The sequence below is a fragment of the Mesorhizobium sanjuanii genome (genome assembly GCF_002529485.1).
GTDB classification, from domain to species: Bacteria; Pseudomonadota; Alphaproteobacteria; order Rhizobiales; family Rhizobiaceae; genus Mesorhizobium; species Mesorhizobium sanjuanii.
The window spans coordinates 1-13,979 of sequence record NZ_NWQG01000260.1 but is presented as its reverse complement, the minus strand read 5'-3'; the positions used below and the strand labels follow the sequence as shown (position 1 = coordinate 13,979).

16 protein-coding genes and 1 pseudogene are annotated in these 13,979 nt (G+C 64.0%); 8 read left to right on the top strand and 9 right to left on the bottom strand.

The window, feature by feature from the left end:
* From CN311_RS29990 to CN311_RS29980, 3 genes are all read left to right on the top strand, one after another.
* The coding region (locus tag CN311_RS29990) for a DNA translocase FtsK (RefSeq protein ID WP_097577201.1) at nucleotides 1–2,203 on the top strand (2,203 nt) is incomplete at its 5' end.
* A gap of 212 nt (nucleotides 2,204–2,415) precedes the next feature.
* Complete coding sequence (locus CN311_RS29985) at nucleotides 2,416–3,081, top strand: outer membrane lipoprotein carrier protein LolA (RefSeq protein WP_097577206.1); 666 nt, start codon at nucleotides 2,416–2,418, stop codon at nucleotides 3,079–3,081.
* 110 nt (nucleotides 3,082–3,191) lie between these two features.
* Complete coding sequence (locus tag CN311_RS29980) at nucleotides 3,192–3,998, top strand: exodeoxyribonuclease III (protein WP_097577205.1); 807 nt, start codon at nucleotides 3,192–3,194, stop codon at nucleotides 3,996–3,998.
* Between the two features lie 52 nt (nucleotides 3,999–4,050).
* Here the strand turns inward: CN311_RS29980 and CN311_RS29975 are convergent, their stop codons facing one another.
* Together CN311_RS29975 and CN311_RS29970 are read right to left on the bottom strand one after the other, a co-directional pair.
* The gene (locus CN311_RS29975) at nucleotides 4,051–4,506 is read right to left on the bottom strand and encodes a Crp/Fnr family transcriptional regulator (RefSeq protein ID WP_097577200.1); all 456 of its coding nucleotides are present in this window, start codon (nucleotides 4,504–4,506) and stop codon (nucleotides 4,051–4,053) included.
* A 125-nt stretch (nucleotides 4,507–4,631) separates the two neighbouring features.
* On the bottom strand, nucleotides 4,632–5,315 hold the full coding sequence (locus CN311_RS29970; protein WP_097577199.1) for a response regulator transcription factor: 684 nt from the start codon (nucleotides 5,313–5,315) through the stop codon (nucleotides 4,632–4,634).
* A gap of 147 nt (nucleotides 5,316–5,462) precedes the next feature.
* On the opposite strand from CN311_RS29970, the gene CN311_RS29965 reads away from it, so the two are divergent.
* Nucleotides 5,463–5,996 (top strand): L,D-transpeptidase family protein, encoded by a 534-nt coding sequence (locus CN311_RS29965; protein WP_245440992.1) that lies wholly within the window; start codon nucleotides 5,463–5,465, stop codon nucleotides 5,994–5,996.
* 81 nt (nucleotides 5,997–6,077) lie between these two features.
* Here the strand turns inward: CN311_RS29965 and CN311_RS29960 are convergent, their stop codons facing one another.
* Nucleotides 6,078–6,332, bottom strand: a complete 255-nt coding sequence (locus CN311_RS29960) for a hypothetical protein (protein ID WP_097577204.1) — start codon at nucleotides 6,330–6,332, stop codon at nucleotides 6,078–6,080.
* 164 nt (nucleotides 6,333–6,496) lie between these two features.
* On the opposite strand from CN311_RS29960, the gene gcvA reads away from it, so the two are divergent.
* The gene (gene gcvA / locus CN311_RS29955; protein WP_097577203.1) at nucleotides 6,497–7,447 is read left to right on the top strand and encodes a transcriptional regulator GcvA; all 951 of its coding nucleotides are present in this window, start codon (nucleotides 6,497–6,499) and stop codon (nucleotides 7,445–7,447) included.
* A 47-nt stretch (nucleotides 7,448–7,494) separates the two neighbouring features.
* On the opposite strand, the gene CN311_RS29950 is transcribed toward gcvA, so the two are convergent.
* The 6 genes from CN311_RS29950 to tsaD form a co-directional block, all read right to left on the bottom strand.
* Entirely contained in the window at nucleotides 7,495–7,917 is a 423-nt protein-coding gene (locus CN311_RS29950; RefSeq protein WP_097577197.1) for a DUF1761 domain-containing protein, read from the bottom strand.
* Nucleotides 7,918–8,046: 129 nt separating this feature from the next.
* Entirely contained in the window at nucleotides 8,047–8,745 is a 699-nt protein-coding gene (locus tag CN311_RS29945) for a class I SAM-dependent methyltransferase (RefSeq protein ID WP_208866603.1), read from the bottom strand.
* Nucleotides 8,700–9,125, bottom strand: a complete 426-nt coding sequence (locus tag CN311_RS29940; protein WP_097577195.1) for an EVE domain-containing protein — start codon at nucleotides 9,123–9,125, stop codon at nucleotides 8,700–8,702. Before CN311_RS29940 ends, CN311_RS29945 begins: the two co-directional genes overlap by 46 nt.
* A 17-nt stretch (nucleotides 9,126–9,142) precedes the next feature.
* Nucleotides 9,143–9,439, bottom strand: coding sequence for a YciI-like protein (locus tag CN311_RS29935; RefSeq protein WP_097577194.1), 297 nt, complete (start codon nucleotides 9,437–9,439; stop codon nucleotides 9,143–9,145).
* Between the two features lie 33 nt (nucleotides 9,440–9,472).
* Complete coding sequence (locus CN311_RS29930; protein WP_245440991.1) at nucleotides 9,473–10,513, bottom strand: NAD(P)H-dependent glycerol-3-phosphate dehydrogenase; 1,041 nt, start codon at nucleotides 10,511–10,513, stop codon at nucleotides 9,473–9,475.
* On the bottom strand, nucleotides 10,510–11,595 hold the full coding sequence (tsaD, locus tag CN311_RS29925; RefSeq protein ID WP_208866604.1) for a tRNA (adenosine(37)-N6)-threonylcarbamoyltransferase complex transferase subunit TsaD: 1,086 nt from the start codon (nucleotides 11,593–11,595) through the stop codon (nucleotides 10,510–10,512). Before tsaD ends, CN311_RS29930 begins: the two co-directional genes overlap by 4 nt.
* A 100-nt stretch (nucleotides 11,596–11,695) precedes the next feature.
* On the opposite strand from tsaD, the gene hemC reads away from it, so the two are divergent.
* The 3 genes and pseudogenes from hemC to CN311_RS29910 all read left to right on the top strand — a co-directional run.
* Nucleotides 11,696–12,622 (top strand): hydroxymethylbilane synthase, encoded by a 927-nt coding sequence (gene hemC / locus CN311_RS29920; RefSeq protein ID WP_097577192.1) that lies wholly within the window; start codon nucleotides 11,696–11,698, stop codon nucleotides 12,620–12,622.
* A 1-nt stretch (nucleotide 12,623) separates the two neighbouring features.
* A complete protein-coding gene (locus CN311_RS29915) occupies nucleotides 12,624–13,334 on the top strand; it encodes a uroporphyrinogen-III synthase (RefSeq protein ID WP_097577191.1) in 711 nt (236 codons plus the stop codon).
* 90 nt (nucleotides 13,335–13,424) lie between these two features.
* Nucleotides 13,425–13,979 (top strand): annotated as a pseudogene (locus CN311_RS29910) (COG4223 family protein); the annotation flags it as partial.

Sequence of the window (13,979 nt, the reverse complement as noted above, 5' to 3'; positions counted from 1 at the left end):
GCTGCATATCCCCGGCCTGGTCATCGGCGGTTATCCGACCGGCCTTATCGCCAGCGTGATCGCCGTGCTTCTGGCCGCGCCGGCACTGTGGCTGTTTGCCTATGGTTCGGCGCTGATTGCGCGCAAGAACGGCTTTGCCGTGATGGAGGATGAGCCGGCCGCGCCCGATCCCCGCGAGGACGAGCTGTTCTTCGACGATGACGAGGACAACGAAGGCATACTGGCGCTTGGCGCCATAACCCATTGGTGGCTATCGTTTCGTGGCTATCTTCGCCGCCGCGCCGCACGGCGCCGCGGGCATGACGATTTCGAACCCGAGATGGAACCGCGTCCCAGCGCCTGGCGGCGTGCCGCCGAGCGGGTCGAGTCGGCCGAGTTCGCCGAGGCACGAATGAGCTCGGATGGCCGCGCCCGCGTCGAACCGGAATTCTTCGCCGCCATGGTCAACGACCGCGGCGCCTCGCTCGACCCCGACGATGCCGATGTCTTCAACGATGACGAGGATATGGACTTTGCGCCGGAACCGGCGGGCCAGCGCCGCGCCGCGCCCAATGCGAAGGTGCAGAACTTCCGCTCCGACGCGGCGACCCGCGTCGAAGCGCCGGCGCCGCGCCCGGCTCCGGGCGCCCGCGTCCAGCGCGAGGCGCAGACCTCGCTGATCGGCTCGGACACGTTCGAGATGCCGTCGCTGCATTTCCTGTCCGAGCCCAAGAATGTCGTGCGTGACGCCAGCCTGTCCAAGGATGCGCTGGAGCAGAATGCCCGCCTGCTCGAAGGCGTGCTGGAGGATTTCGGCGTCAAGGGCGAGATCATCGCCGTGCGCCCGGGTCCGGTGGTCACGCTCTACGAGCTTGAGCCGGCGCCAGGCATCAAATCGTCGCGGGTCATCGGCCTGTCCGACGACATCGCCCGCTCGATGAGCGCGATCGCCTGCCGCGTCGCCGTGGTGCCCGGCCGCAACGCCATCGGCATCGAACTGCCGAACGCCAAGCGCGAGACCGTCTATCTCAGGGAGATCATGGCCAGCCGCGATTTCGAGACGACCAAGGCCAAGCTGGCGCTGGCGCTCGGCAAGACCATCAATGGCGAGGCGGTTATCGTGGACATTGCCAAGATGCCGCATGTGCTGGTCGCCGGCACCACCGGCTCGGGCAAATCGGTCGCCATCAACACCATGATCCTGTCGCTGCTCTACCGGCTGACGCCGCAGGACTGCCGGCTGATCATGATCGATCCGAAAATGCTGGAACTCTCGGTCTATGACGGCATCCCGCATCTTTTGACGCCCGTCGTCACCGATCCCAAGAAGGCGGTGGTGGCGCTGAAATGGACGGTGCGCGAGATGGAGGATCGCTACCGCAAAATGTCGAAGGTCGGCGTGCGCAACATCGACGGCTTCAACGCCCGCGTCAGCCAGGCCGACAAGAAAGGCGAGAAGATCTCGCGCACGGTGCAGACCGGCTTCGACCGCCAGACCGGCGAGGCGATCTACGAGACGGAAAACCTCGATCTCGAGCCGATGCCCTATATCGTCGTCATCATCGACGAGATGGCCGACCTGATGATGGTCGCCGGCAAGGATATCGAAGGCGCCGTGCAGCGCCTGGCGCAGATGGCGCGCGCTGCCGGCATCCATGTCATCATGGCGACGCAGCGGCCTTCGGTCGACGTCATCACCGGCACGATCAAAGCCAATTTCCCGACCCGCATCTCCTTCCAGGTGACGTCGAAGATCGACAGCCGCACCATCCTCGGCGAGCAGGGCGCAGAGCAGCTGCTCGGCATGGGCGACATGCTCTACATGGCCGGCGGTGGCCGCATCCAGCGCGTGCACGGCCCCTTCGTGTCCGATGACGAGGTCGAGAAGATCGTCGCACATCTGAAGCTGCAGGGCGTGCCGGAATATCTCGACGCCATCACCGAGGACGACGACGAGGACGATGACGAACCGTCGGGCAAGGGCGGATCTGGCGGCGGTGGCGGCGGCAATTTCGAGGATTCCGACGATCCTTACGACCAGGCGGTCGCGGTGGTGCTGCGCGACGGCAAGGCCTCGACCAGCTACATCCAGCGCCGGCTCGGCATCGGCTACAACCGCGCCGCCTCGATCATCGAGAAAATGGAGAAGGAAGGCATTGTCGGTCCGGCCAACCACGCTGGAAAGCGCGAGATCCTGGTGCCAACGGAGGACGACAAATTCTGAGACTGTTGGGACCAAACAGTCTCTGATCCGGGTTCGGCCGACCGGGCAACCTTTGGACCTTCTGGTGCGTTCTAGCGACCGAACTCAGTTCGATTCGCCAAACTTAAGCCCAACTGGGGGTCCAGGACATCGACAACATTTAATTCGCGCATGATCCTTTCCGAAATCCGATTTTCGGGGTCATGCGCTGGAACCACAAGAGAGTGACCGGCATGAACAACTCATCCTTCGCCCCAAACCGCCGCCAGCTGCTTGGCCTTGGCCTGGTGCTCGCCGGCGCCGCTGCCATCAATGTCGTGCCGGGTTTCCAGCTGCTGGCCTCGGCGCAAGCGGCGGTGCCGCAGTCGGCCCAGAAGATCGCCGACCACTTCTCCTCGGTCAAATCGATGAGCGGCGAGTTCGTCCAGTTCGGACCCAAGGGCGAGCAGACCGGCGGCAAGTTCTTCCTGGAGCGGCCGGGCAAGATTCGGTTCAACTATGACGGAGCGTCGAATTTCAGGGTGATTTCCGACGGCCAATCGGTGGTCATCCTCAACAAGAGGCTGAAGACGTCCGACCTCTACCCGCTGTCGAAGACGCCGCTCAAGCTGCTGCTCGACAACAGGATCGATCTCTCCGGCGGGCGCGTCAAAAGCGTCAAGGAAGAGAACGACCTGACCACCATTCAGCTCGCCGACAAATCGGTGTTCGGCAATTCGAAGATCACCATGATGTTCGATCCGAAATCCTACGAATTGCGCCAATGGACCATCACCGACGCGCAAGGCAAGGACACGACGGTGATGATCTTCAACGTCAAGGAAGGCGTCAACTTCGCTCCCGACACGTTCGCCATCGACTACACGGCCAACCGCGAGCTGAATACCAAATCGCGCTGAGCATCTCGATAGCTGTGGATAGAAGCGAGCCGCGCTGTGCAGGGCGCGGCTCGGCTTGTTTTTGAGGCCTGCGGCTGGCAGGTTCCGGCGTCGCCCGCTGGATGCTGCGCATGCCCTTCTCCGTCGCCACCTGGAACATCAATTCCGTCCGCCTGCGCATGCCGATCGTCGAGCGCCTGCTTCAGGAGCGGGCGCCGGATGTGCTTTGCCTGCAGGAAACGAAGGTTCCCGACGAACTGTTTCCCGAAAAGGCCTTCCGCAAGCTCGGCTACGAGCACATCGCCTTCCACGGCCAGAAAGGCTACCACGGCGTGGCGACCGTGGCGCGCCGGCCGATCGAGGTGGTCGAAAAGCGCCGCTTCTGCGAGATCGACGACAGCCGGCATCTGTCGGTCACGGTGCGGGCCGGCGGCAAGGCGATCCTGCTCCATAATTTCTATGTCCCGGCCGGCGGCGACGAGCCCGATCCGGAGATCAACCGCAAGTTCAGGCACAAGCTGGATTTCGTCGCCGAAATGAACGCCATTCGCGCCGAGCATGACGAGGTTTCCGGCTCGATCCTGGTCGGCGATCTCAACATCGCGCCGCTCGAGCACGATGTCTGGTCGCACAAGCAGCTCCTGAAGGTGGTCAGCCACACGCCGGTCGAGACCGAAAGTTTCGAGGCGATGCGGCTGGCCGGCAACTGGATCGACCTGATGCGGCTCAACGTGCCGCATGAGCAGAAGCTTTACACCTGGTGGAGCTACCGCGCGCAGGATTGGGAAGCATCGGATCGCGGCCGGCGGCTGGACCATGTCTGGTCGTCGCCAAACCTGGTGCCGAACTTTGCCGGCTACGAGATCCTGCGGCCGGCGCGCGGCTGGGACCGGCCCTCGGACCATGTGCCGGTGATTGCACGGTTCGATTTAGAGTAGCGCGGGCAGCGATCGCCAGCGACGTTTCACAAACTCCGCACCACTTGCCCGCTCAGCCCTCGAAACGCGTTGCCAGTTTCTCGATGCGGCGGATCATCGCCTGGAAATCCTCGGAGATGCGCTGGTGCAGATGCACAGCGATATCGGGATATTCCTCCAGGATGCGGTGGAACATCTTGCGGCTGAGCCGCAGCACTTCCGAATCGATTTCGGCGAATGCGCTGGTCAGCCGGTTGGTGTCGGCGATCAGCGCCAGTTCGCTCAGCATCGTGCCGGGGCCGGCCGTGCCGATCGGGACACGGTCGCCATTCTGCTCGCGATAGAGCACGATGCGCCCGCTGACCACGATGTAAGCGGAATCCGCCACATCGTCCTCGCGATAGAGCTTGTGGTCGGCCTGCAGCATGGTGGTTTCAGCGCCGAAGGCGAGCAGACGCAACTGTTCCTCCGTAAAGTCCTCGAAGAGCCTTACGGTGGACAGGATGCGAATGTCGTCATCCAGCGCCATCTAGCTATGTCCCCGAACCGACAGTCCGACGCCTCCCTCTAGAGCTCGACCCGGAACCACCTCCAGTTTCAGGATCGTACCGGAACGCAGTCCTCGCCCCGACCGCTTAATAGATGATGAAATGTTTAAGGAACCAGCTTGTAGCCGCCGCTTTCTGTCACAAGAATTTCCGCATTGGAAGGATCGCGCTCGATCTTCTGGCGCAGCCGATAGACGTGGGTTTCAAGCGTGTGCGTGGTGACGCCGGAATTATAGCCCCAGACTTCCTCGAGCAGCACGTCGCGCGTCACCACCTTCTGGTCGGCGCGGTAGAGATATTTGATGATAGAGGCTTCCTTCTCGGTCAGCCGAACCTTGGTGCCGCGCTGGTCGATCAGAAGCTTCTGGCTTGGCTTGAAAGTGTAGGGGCCAACCGAAAAGGTGGCGTCCTCGCTCTGCTCGTGCTGGCGAAGCTGGGCGCGGATGCGGGCCAGAAGCACGGCGAAACGGAACGGCTTCGTCACATAGTCGTTGGCGCCGGCTTCGAGACCGAGAATCGTGTCGGAATCGGTGTCGTGCCCGGTCAGCATGATGATCGGCGCCTTGTAGCCGCCCTTGCGCAGTATCTTCACCGCCTCCCGGCCATCCATGTCGGGCAGGCCGACATCCATGATGAGCAGATCGATGAGGCCGCCGCGCGCCGCGGCGACGCCTTTGGCGGCGTTTGCTTCCTGCAGGACATCGAATTCCTCGTAGAGGGACAATTGCTCGACGAGTGTGCCGCGCAGGTCGTCATCATCGTCAACGATCAGAATGGTGCGTGAGGTCATGGATCAATCCGTTGTTTTGAAAAGAAAATTCAGTTGACCGCCCCCCGTTTATGCTGAAGTTGACCGGCACAACAGCCGATCACAGTGATTTGTTCCGTGACACGATCATACAAGAAAAAACGGCAGCGCAATGCAGCCGGCGCATTTTTGCCAAAAGGGCTTCGCGTGCTCACCGTGCGTGCCAGGCCCGGCAATGCTGCCCAAGGGCTCCTGCAGGCCGGCGGACTGGTGTTTCCATGCGCGCTGGGACGCGGCGGCATCTCGGCCGGCAAGCGCGAAGGCGACGGCGCTACACCGCTCGGCCAGATGCGGATCCTGTCAGGATATTTTCGCGGAGACCATTTTTCCGGCGCCCGCAAAACCCGACTGGCGATGGCGCCGATCGGGCCAGACCTCGGCTGGTGCGAAGTGCCCGACGACCGCAACTACAACCGCCCGGTGAAGATCCCCTATGGCGCCAGCCATGAGCGGATGCGGCGCGCCGACCGGCTTTATGACGCCTGTCTGGTGCTCGACTGGAACATCGCGCCACGCCGGCGCGGGCGTGGCAGCGCCATCTTTTTCCATCTGGCGCGCCCCGGCTTCACGCCGACGCAGGGTTGCGTGGCGGTGACGGCACGCACGATGGCGCGGCTGCTGCCGCTGCTGTCGGACAGGACCGTGGTGAAGGTGGTGAGGTAGGGAAGGGCAGTAGGCGGTAGGGGATAGCAGTATTCTCTTTTTCCACAGCCTATTCCCTACTGCCTACTACCTACTGCCTTTCTATTTCCGCGGCTTTTGCCAGCCAATGTCTAGCAATCCCAGCCGGCCCAGCTCCCGGTCCATGGCGCGGGCGACGTCCTTGCGTTCGGCGCCGATGTCGCGCAGTTGGCGATCCGACAGGTCCTCGACATCTTCATGTTGTTGGTTGGATTTCAGCGGAAGGTTGAGCGCGATCTTGGCGTGGCGGAACCATTCAATTGCGGCGCGCAGCCAGACTGGCTCGGCAAAAGAAGACTTCAAAACGATGTGTGACATGACCTGATCCATCCCATCCGGATGTCAAATCCGGTTTGATAGTTTCTCGATGGTCACATCATGCCGGATTGAAATTTAAGAAGGAAACGAGTAGTTTTTGCCAGATCATCAAGTTTTATTTGTGGATCGGAGGCGATGATCCTGCCAAAAATCATACCGCGCTGATGGCCCGCTTGCTGCCGGGAACGCGTGCCCTGAGGACGCTGGAGGCGGCGGCCCGGCACCTCAATTTCACCCGCGCCGCCGATGAACTCGGCCTGACGCCGGCGGCGGTCAGCCACCAGATCAAGGAAATCGAGGACCAGCTTGGCATCGTGCTGTTCACGCGCACCAGCCGCACCATCAGGCTGACGGAGGCGGGCGCGGTGCTGTTCGAGGCCTCGGCCGACGCGCTCGACCTGCTCGGCCGGGCCGTCTCAAGGGCGCACAAGATGGCGCGCGGAACGGCGCAACTGAAAGTGACCCTCGATGCGCACTTCGCGACAAAATGGCTGATGCGGCGCGTCGACAATTTCCGCAGGCACCAGCCCGATATCGAGCTGCGCTTCGACATCACCTATGACGTGCGCGATTTCGAGCGTGACGACGTCGATGTCGGCATCCGCTTCGGCACCGGGAAATATCAGGGGCTTTGCAGTCACCGTCTGTTCGACAACGTCATCATTCCCGTCTGCAGTCCGGCGCTGCTCAAGGCGGGACCGCCGCTGAAGGAGCCGCGCGACCTCTTCCAACACACGCTTGCCCATATCGTATGGGCGCGGCAAGGCGTGACCTGGCCGAATTGGCGCATGTGGATGGCGGCGGCCGGCGTCGACGATTTCGACGACAGCCGGACGGTCGTGTTCGGCAATTCCTCGGATGCGGTGCAGGCCGCGCTTGACGGCAATGCGGTGGCGCTCGCCGACTTCGCCATGGTGGCGAACGATCTCTCCGAAGGCCGGCTCGTGCAGCCATTCGCGCTGGGCATCAAGGTGGCGCCCGACTTTGCCTATCACCTGGTTTACCCGCAGGCAGCCGCCGATGATGCCAGGATCGTGGCGTTCAGGGATTGGCTCCTGAACGAAGTCCACAACCCGCAGCCGGACCCGACACGTCGGAACTGGGACGAGCTATAGACAGCGGAGATCAATCGGCCGCTGATTTCGCAGCAACGTCAGTGCGCTCAGCCCGCGACCACCGGCGCACCGAACCAGCCGATCACAGCGCCGATGAGCAGCAGCACGCCAAGCCAGTGGCCGGCGTCGATGAGGGTCAGATCCCAGCCGAAGCCTTCATAGCGATGGTTGACGGAGAGCGTCGTGGCGACGAAACCAAGCCACAGCACGAAACCGAAAACGAGCCCGGCGACGGGGCTCGGCTCGCCGCCGGTCATCGCGCCGACGATCAGGGCGGTGACAAGCGCCATCAACAGCTCGGCGATGAAGGAGATGACGAAAGGCAGCGGCGATTTCTTCATGGTTGCCGGGTCAAGCTTGGCGGCCTTCAGCCACGGCTTGCTCAACCCCATGTACCAGACCGCGCCGAACAGCCACGCCACCACGGCGGCGACGATCACCGCCAGCCAGTTCACTGCTGAAAAATCCATGCAATTCCCTCCCCGCAAGCATGTCGCCCAAAAGCATGCCCTCGGTCTTGAACCGAGGGTGCCCAGCGGTTTTGGGACAACGACATTCTCACAATCGATGCGCGATGGAACGCCTGTTCGGCGCTGCCGTCAAGCAAGGCGCCAGACGGTGGTGCGCTTGACCTCGGCGTCCTCCAGGGCCCGCGTCACCGCCACCTCGTAGACGGCAAGCGGTTCCAGTCTGGCCTTCGGCAGATAGGCGCGGCCGGGGTCGCCGACGAGGATCTCGGCGCCGCGCGCTTTCAGAGCCGCGAACCACGGCATCAGCCTGTCGGCGAAAGGCTTGTCGTAAAAGACGTCGCCGGCCAGAACCACATCCCAGCCGGCATCGGTGCCGATGCAATCCGTGCCGAGGAAATTTATCCCGGCGCCGTTGGCTTCTCCATTGAGGCGGATCGCGGTTGCGCAGAACGGGTCGATGTCGGCGGCGATCACCTCCGCCGCGCCGGCCTGCACCGCTGCGATGGCGACAAGGCCGGAGCCGGAAGCGAAGTCGAGCACACGCTTGCCGCGCACCGTATCGGGATTGTCGATGATATAGCGGGCAAGACCCTGGCCGCCGGCCCAGGCAAAGGCCCAGAAGGGCGGCGGCAGGCCGATTTCGGTCAGCTGATCCTCGGTGCGCAGCCAAAGATCATGCGCCTCGTCGGCCAGATGCAGGACTATCTCCGGCACATGCGGCGGCGCCATCAACGCCGTGTTGTCGAGGATGAACTTTTTTGCGCTGTCCGGCGTCAGCGCCGTCACGGAGCGGGTGACAGGCCGCCCATGCGGCAGACCTCTTTCCATTCGGCCGGCGTCACCGGCTGAACGGAAAGCCGCCCGAGCCGGACCAGCGCCATTTCGGCCAGCTTGGGATTGGCCTTGACCTGTTCCAGCGTCGGCGGGTTCGGCACGTCCTTGAAGGCGCGGATGTCGACGCATTCCCAGCGCGGATCGTCAGTGGTGGTGTCGGGATGGGCCAGCGCGCAGACCTCGGCGATGCCGACGACGTTAAGCCCTTCGTTGGAATGGTAGAAGAAGCCGAGATCACCGATCTGCATCGCCTTCATGTTGTTGCGCGCCGCATAGTTGCGCACGCCGTCCCATTGCGTGCCGGCCTTGCCCTTCGCCTTCAGCGCCTCGAAGGAGAAGACCGAGGGCTCGGATTTGAACAGCCAGTAGTTCATTTTGCTCCTCCGTGCGTTTAGCTAGCCGCCAGCTTGTTGAAGACCCAGTTCCACTGCCGGATTTCGACGCTTTCGAACAGTCCGGCCTTGGCGTAGGGATCGGCTGCCGACAGGGCTTCCGCTGTAGCCAGATCGGGCGCCTCGACCACGACGAGGCTGCCATTCGGTTTGCCATCGGCGTCGAGGAACGGACCGGCGAAGGCCAGTTTCTTCTCGCTATTCAGCCCTTCCAGGAAGGCAACATGTTCGGGCCGTGTATCAAGCCGCACCTGCAGCTTTCCAGGCTTGTCCTTGCAAATCCACGCAAACAGCATCTTTTCCTGCTCCGGATCGTTCGAGATTAGAAATCACATGTCGGTTTCGGTCTTCAGCGGCCTGGTCATCAGCGCCGTCACAGCCTGGCTTATGGTAATTGTGCCGTCCAGTATGGCAGCAACGGCTGTGATGATCGGCGCGTCGATGCCGCGCTCTGTGGCGATACGGGCGGCGATCGCCGCCGTCGGCACGCCTTCGGCCAAGGGCAGCCCGGCAAGCGGCCTGCCCTGCCCCAGCGCCAGCCCGTAGGCGAAATTGCGCGACTGGGCGGACGAGCAGGTCAGCAAGAGGTCGCCGAGGCCGGAAAGGCCCATCAAGGTTTCCGGTTTCGCTCCAAAGGCAGCGCCGATGCGGCGCAGTTCGACGAAGCCGCGCGTCACCATGGCGGCCTGGGCGCTGGCGCCGAGCCCGGCGCCTGTGACAGCACCCGCGGCGATGGCAAAGACATTCTTTAGCGCGCCGCCGATCTCGACGCCGATCAGGTCGTCGCTCGAATAGCAGCGCAGATTCTCGGCCGAAAAGCGGGCGGCAAGGTCGGCGGCCAGATCCGCGTTGCTGGCGGCGACCACCACTGCTGTCGGCAGGCCGCGCGCGACGTCGGTGGCGAAACTTGGCCCCGACAGAGCAGCGACTGGATTGTTGGGCAGGATCTCCCTGGCGATGGCCGACAGCAGTGCGCCGGTGTCGCGCTCGATGCCCTTGGCACAGAGGACCAACGGGACGCCTTGCGGCATATGGTCTTTCGCTGTTGCCAGCATGGCGCGCAGCGACTGCGCCGGCGCCACCGCCAACACGCAATCGGCGCCGTCGAGCGAGGCCTTGATGTCGCTGGTCGCCACGATGCCGGGCTCGATCGCAATACCCGGCAGATAGCGCGGATTTTCGCCGTGGTCGATCGCGGCGACGGTCTGCGGATCGCGCGCATAGAGGCGGACGAAATGGCCGGCGCGCAGCATGGCCAGCGCCAGCGCCGTGCCCCAGGCGCCACCGCCAAGCACGGCGACGCGCCAGCCGCTTGGCGCCCTATCCTCGCCGCCGGTCATGCCCTCCTTGGTCATGCCCCTCTTGGTCATGCCTTGGCTCCGCGCCGGCCCGAACCGATCATCGGGGCGGAGACGCTGTCCAGCGGCCAGCGCGAACGCGGCACGAAATCGGTGGCGTTTTCTTGCGCGATGCCGGCGCGCAGCCTTTCGATGCCGGCCCAGGCGATCATCGCGGCGTTGTCGGTGCAGAGCTTCAGCGGCGGCGCGACAAATTGAAAGCCGGCCTCGGCGCACAGGGCTTCCAGCGTTGCCTTGATCGTACGGTTGGCGGCGACGCCGCCGGCGACGACCAGCGCCGGCTCCGCCTTGCCCGGAAACTCCTGACGGAACCGGCTAAGCGCTCGCGAAACGCGGTCGCCCAGCGCATCGGCGACTGCCGCCTGGAACGAGGCGCAGATGTCGGCGACGTCCTGGTCGCTCAGCGGGGCAATCGCCCTTGCAGCCTGGCGCACGGCGGTCTTCAGTCCGGAAAAGGAGAAGTCGGGTTGTGCCGAGCCCTTCATTGGGCGCGGGAAGGTGAAACGCGTCGAATCGCCGGATGCTGCCGCCTTCTCGACATTCGGTCCGCCGGGATAGGGCAGGCCAAGCATCTTGGCCGTCTTGTCGAAGGCTTCGCCCAGCGCATCGTCGATAGTCGTCGCCCAGCGCTGATAGTCGCCGACGCCGCGCACCGCGACGATCTGCGTGTGGCCGCCCGACACCAGCAGCAAGAGATAGGGGAACTCGAGCCCATCGGTCAGCCTGGCGGTCAGCGCGTGGCCCTCGAGGTGGTTGATGGCAAGCAGCGGCTTGTGCGCCGCAGCGGCAATCGCCTTGGCCGTCATCAGCCCGACGATCAGCCCGCCGACGAGGCCCGGACCGGCGGTCGCGGCGATGGCATCGATGTCGGCGAGCTTTGCACCCGAATCGGCAAGTGCTGCTTCAATAATCCCGTCCAGCGCCTCGACATGGGCACGCGCGGCGATCTCCGGCACGACGCCGCCGAAGGCGGCATGTTCCTCGATCTGGCTGAGCACGATATTGGACAGGATTTTTGGCGCGGCATCGCCTTCCAGCGTCACCACGCTGGCGGCGGTCTCGTCGCAACTCGTCTCAATGCCCAGAACGCGGATCAATTCGTCGCTGTCCTAATGATTGAATAGCAGACCTTTCCCCGTTAGGAGAAAGCCCGGCAAGGCCTCCTTGCCCGGGGGTTATCACGGACCGCGCGCCATGCAAACAACCTTGAAAATCGGAACACGCGGCAGCCCGCTGGCGCTGGCGCAGGCGCAGGAAACGCAGGCGCGGCTGATGGCGGCGCACGACATGCCGGCTGAGGCGTTCGAGATCGTCGTCATCTCGACCAGCGGCGACCGCATTCAGGACCGGCCGCTGTCGGAAGCCGGCGGCAAGGGCCTGTTCACCAAGGAGATCGAGGAAGCGCTGCTCGAGCGGCGCATCGACATCGCCGTGCATTCGTCCAAGGACATGCCGACGCTGTTGCCCGATGGGCTTGAACTCAGCGCCTTCCTGCCGCGCGAGGATGCGCGCGATGCTTTCATCGGCAAGGCGGCGAAGGCGATTGCCGACCTGCCGCAAGGCGCCAAGGTTGGCTCGTCGTCGCTTAGGCGCCAGGCGCTGATCCGGCGGATGCGGCCGGACCTCGACGTGGTGATGTTCCGCGGCAATGTGCAGACACGGCTGCGCAAGCTGGAAGAGGGTATCGCCGACGCCACCATCCTCGCCAATGCCGGGCTGAAGCGGCTCGGGTTGGAGCATATCGTCACCGACCTGATGCCGCTCGATCTCTTTCCACCGGCGCCCGGACAAGGCGCGATCGGCATTGAAACCCGCATCGGCGACCGCCATGTGGAAAAGATGCTGGCGGCGATCCATGACGTACCGACCGGCCAGGCACTGGCCTGCGAGCGCGCCTTCCTGGCGGCGCTCGACGGGTCCTGCCGCACGCCGATCGCAGGCCATGCCATGATATCGGGCGGCACCCTGTCCTTCGCCGGATTGATCATCTCGCCGGATGGCACGGACTGGCATGAGGTCAAGGCGCAAGGTCCGGCCGGGGATGCAGCGCTGATCGGTGCGGACGCCGCCAGGACGGTGCGGACCAAGGCCGGCGAGAAATTCTTCGACGGCTGGGCCTGACATGGTCCGCGTCCTGGTAACGAGACCGGAACCGGGCGCGTCGCGCACCGCACGGCGTTTACGGGACATGGGTTTTCAGCCGATCCTGCTGCCGCTGACCGAAACGGTTGCGGTCGATGCCGGCGCCGTTCCGGACGATGCCGTGGCCGTTGCGGTCACCAGCGCCAATGCGCTGCGCCATGCGCCGAAGGCGTTGATTGCGGCGCTCGCCGCCTTGCCTTGCCATGCCGTCGGCAGACGGACGGCGCAGGCCGCGCGAGAGGCCGGGTTTGTGTCCGTCAGCGAAGGTTCCGGAGATGCCGAAGCGCTGGCCGATGCGCTTGCGGGCAGCCTGTCCGGCAAGACGATCGCCTATCTCTGCGGCCGCGTGCGCTTTGCCACCTTCGAGGAGCGGCTCGAGGCGGCCGCGGTGCATGTCCGCGCCGTCGAGACCTACGACACCCTCGCGCTGGACTATCCAGACGCTGATATCATCGACCGGCTGGCCGGCCAGCCGGTCGAGATGGTCCTGCTTTATTCGGCCAAGGCAGCGGCAGCGGTGCGGACCCTGATCGAGCGACCAGAGCTGCACGATCTTTTTGAAAAAACTCGCTTTCTTGCCTTGTCGGGACGTATCGCCGCAGCGTTGGGGGATATTTTCAGCGAAAGAATTCATATTGCAAAAAAGCCTGATGAAGAGGCGCTGCTAGCGCTTTTGCGGCAGCGGCGCTGAGCCGCGTCATCACACCGCCCCTTTTCACCGCTTGGTGATGTGCTAGACCCTTCCTGAACCATCCCGAAGCGGATTTTGCGGAGCCCAAGCATGGTCAAGACGCCGAAGATGCGACATTCGAAAAGCCGTCGCGAGCCGGTGACCATCGAACTTGAGCCCGGCTCCGTCTCGCGCATCGTCGAGGAGGATGCGGCCAAGGCAATGACCAAAGAGACGAAGGCGGAGGAAGCGGCGAGTGCGTCGCAGCCGGAAGTACCCGAAGAGCCAGTCCATGCCGACCAGACCGATCTCGAGCCGTGGGAGCACACCGATGCGGCGCAGGCCCGGCAGGAGGCTGCCGGCACAAAGAGTTCCGGAGAATCGGAGCTTCCTTATCCGGCTGGCTCGGACGCGCCGCCGAAACAGGGCTTCGACTACGGTTTCGATGACGCGACCGGCAAAACCAGTGAGGCCGGGGCCGGTGGAACAGGCGACGGCAGCGCCGAAGACGCGCCGAAAACAACCCAGACGAGGAACGCGGACATGGCAGCGCAGCCGAAGCGTGGCGGCATCAACGGCATTGCCGCAGGCATCATCGGCGGCGTCATTGCGCTGGCCGGGGCGGGCGGGCTGCAGTTTGCCGGCCTGCTCGGAGGACCGGGATCC

Bases quoted from the DNA above. Each gene is read 5' to 3' on its own strand.
- CN311_RS29930 (WP_245440991.1), bottom strand. From the start codon at position 10,513: ATGACCAAGAGGGGCATGACCAAGGAGGGCATGACCGGCGGCGAGGAT.
- CN311_RS29940 (WP_097577195.1), bottom strand. From the start codon at position 9,125: ATGAACTACTGGCTGTTCAAATCCGAGCCCTCGGTCTTCTCCTTCGAG.
- CN311_RS29950 (WP_097577197.1), bottom strand. From the start codon at position 7,917: ATGGATTTTTCAGCAGTGAACTGGCTGGCGGTGATCGTCGCCGCCGTG.
- CN311_RS29975 (WP_097577200.1), bottom strand. From the start codon at position 4,506: ATGGCGCTGGATGACGACATTCGCATCCTGTCCACCGTAAGGCTCTTC.
- CN311_RS29970 (WP_097577199.1), bottom strand. From the start codon at position 5,315: ATGACCTCACGCACCATTCTGATCGTTGACGATGATGACGACCTGCGC.
- hemC (WP_097577192.1), top strand. From the start codon at position 11,696: ATGCAAACAACCTTGAAAATCGGAACACGCGGCAGCCCGCTGGCGCTG.
- CN311_RS29945 (WP_208866603.1), bottom strand. From the start codon at position 8,745: ATGGAAAGAGGTCTGCCGCATGGGCGGCCTGTCACCCGCTCCGTGACG.
- CN311_RS29980 (WP_097577205.1), top strand. From the start codon at position 3,192: ATGCCCTTCTCCGTCGCCACCTGGAACATCAATTCCGTCCGCCTGCGC.
- CN311_RS29935 (WP_097577194.1), bottom strand. From the start codon at position 9,439: ATGCTGTTTGCGTGGATTTGCAAGGACAAGCCTGGAAAGCTGCAGGTG.
- CN311_RS29960 (WP_097577204.1), bottom strand. From the start codon at position 6,332: ATGTCACACATCGTTTTGAAGTCTTCTTTTGCCGAGCCAGTCTGGCTG.
- gcvA (WP_097577203.1), top strand. From the start codon at position 6,497: ATGGCCCGCTTGCTGCCGGGAACGCGTGCCCTGAGGACGCTGGAGGCG.
- CN311_RS29915 (WP_097577191.1), top strand. From the start codon at position 12,624: ATGGTCCGCGTCCTGGTAACGAGACCGGAACCGGGCGCGTCGCGCACC.
- CN311_RS29985 (WP_097577206.1), top strand. From the start codon at position 2,416: ATGAACAACTCATCCTTCGCCCCAAACCGCCGCCAGCTGCTTGGCCTT.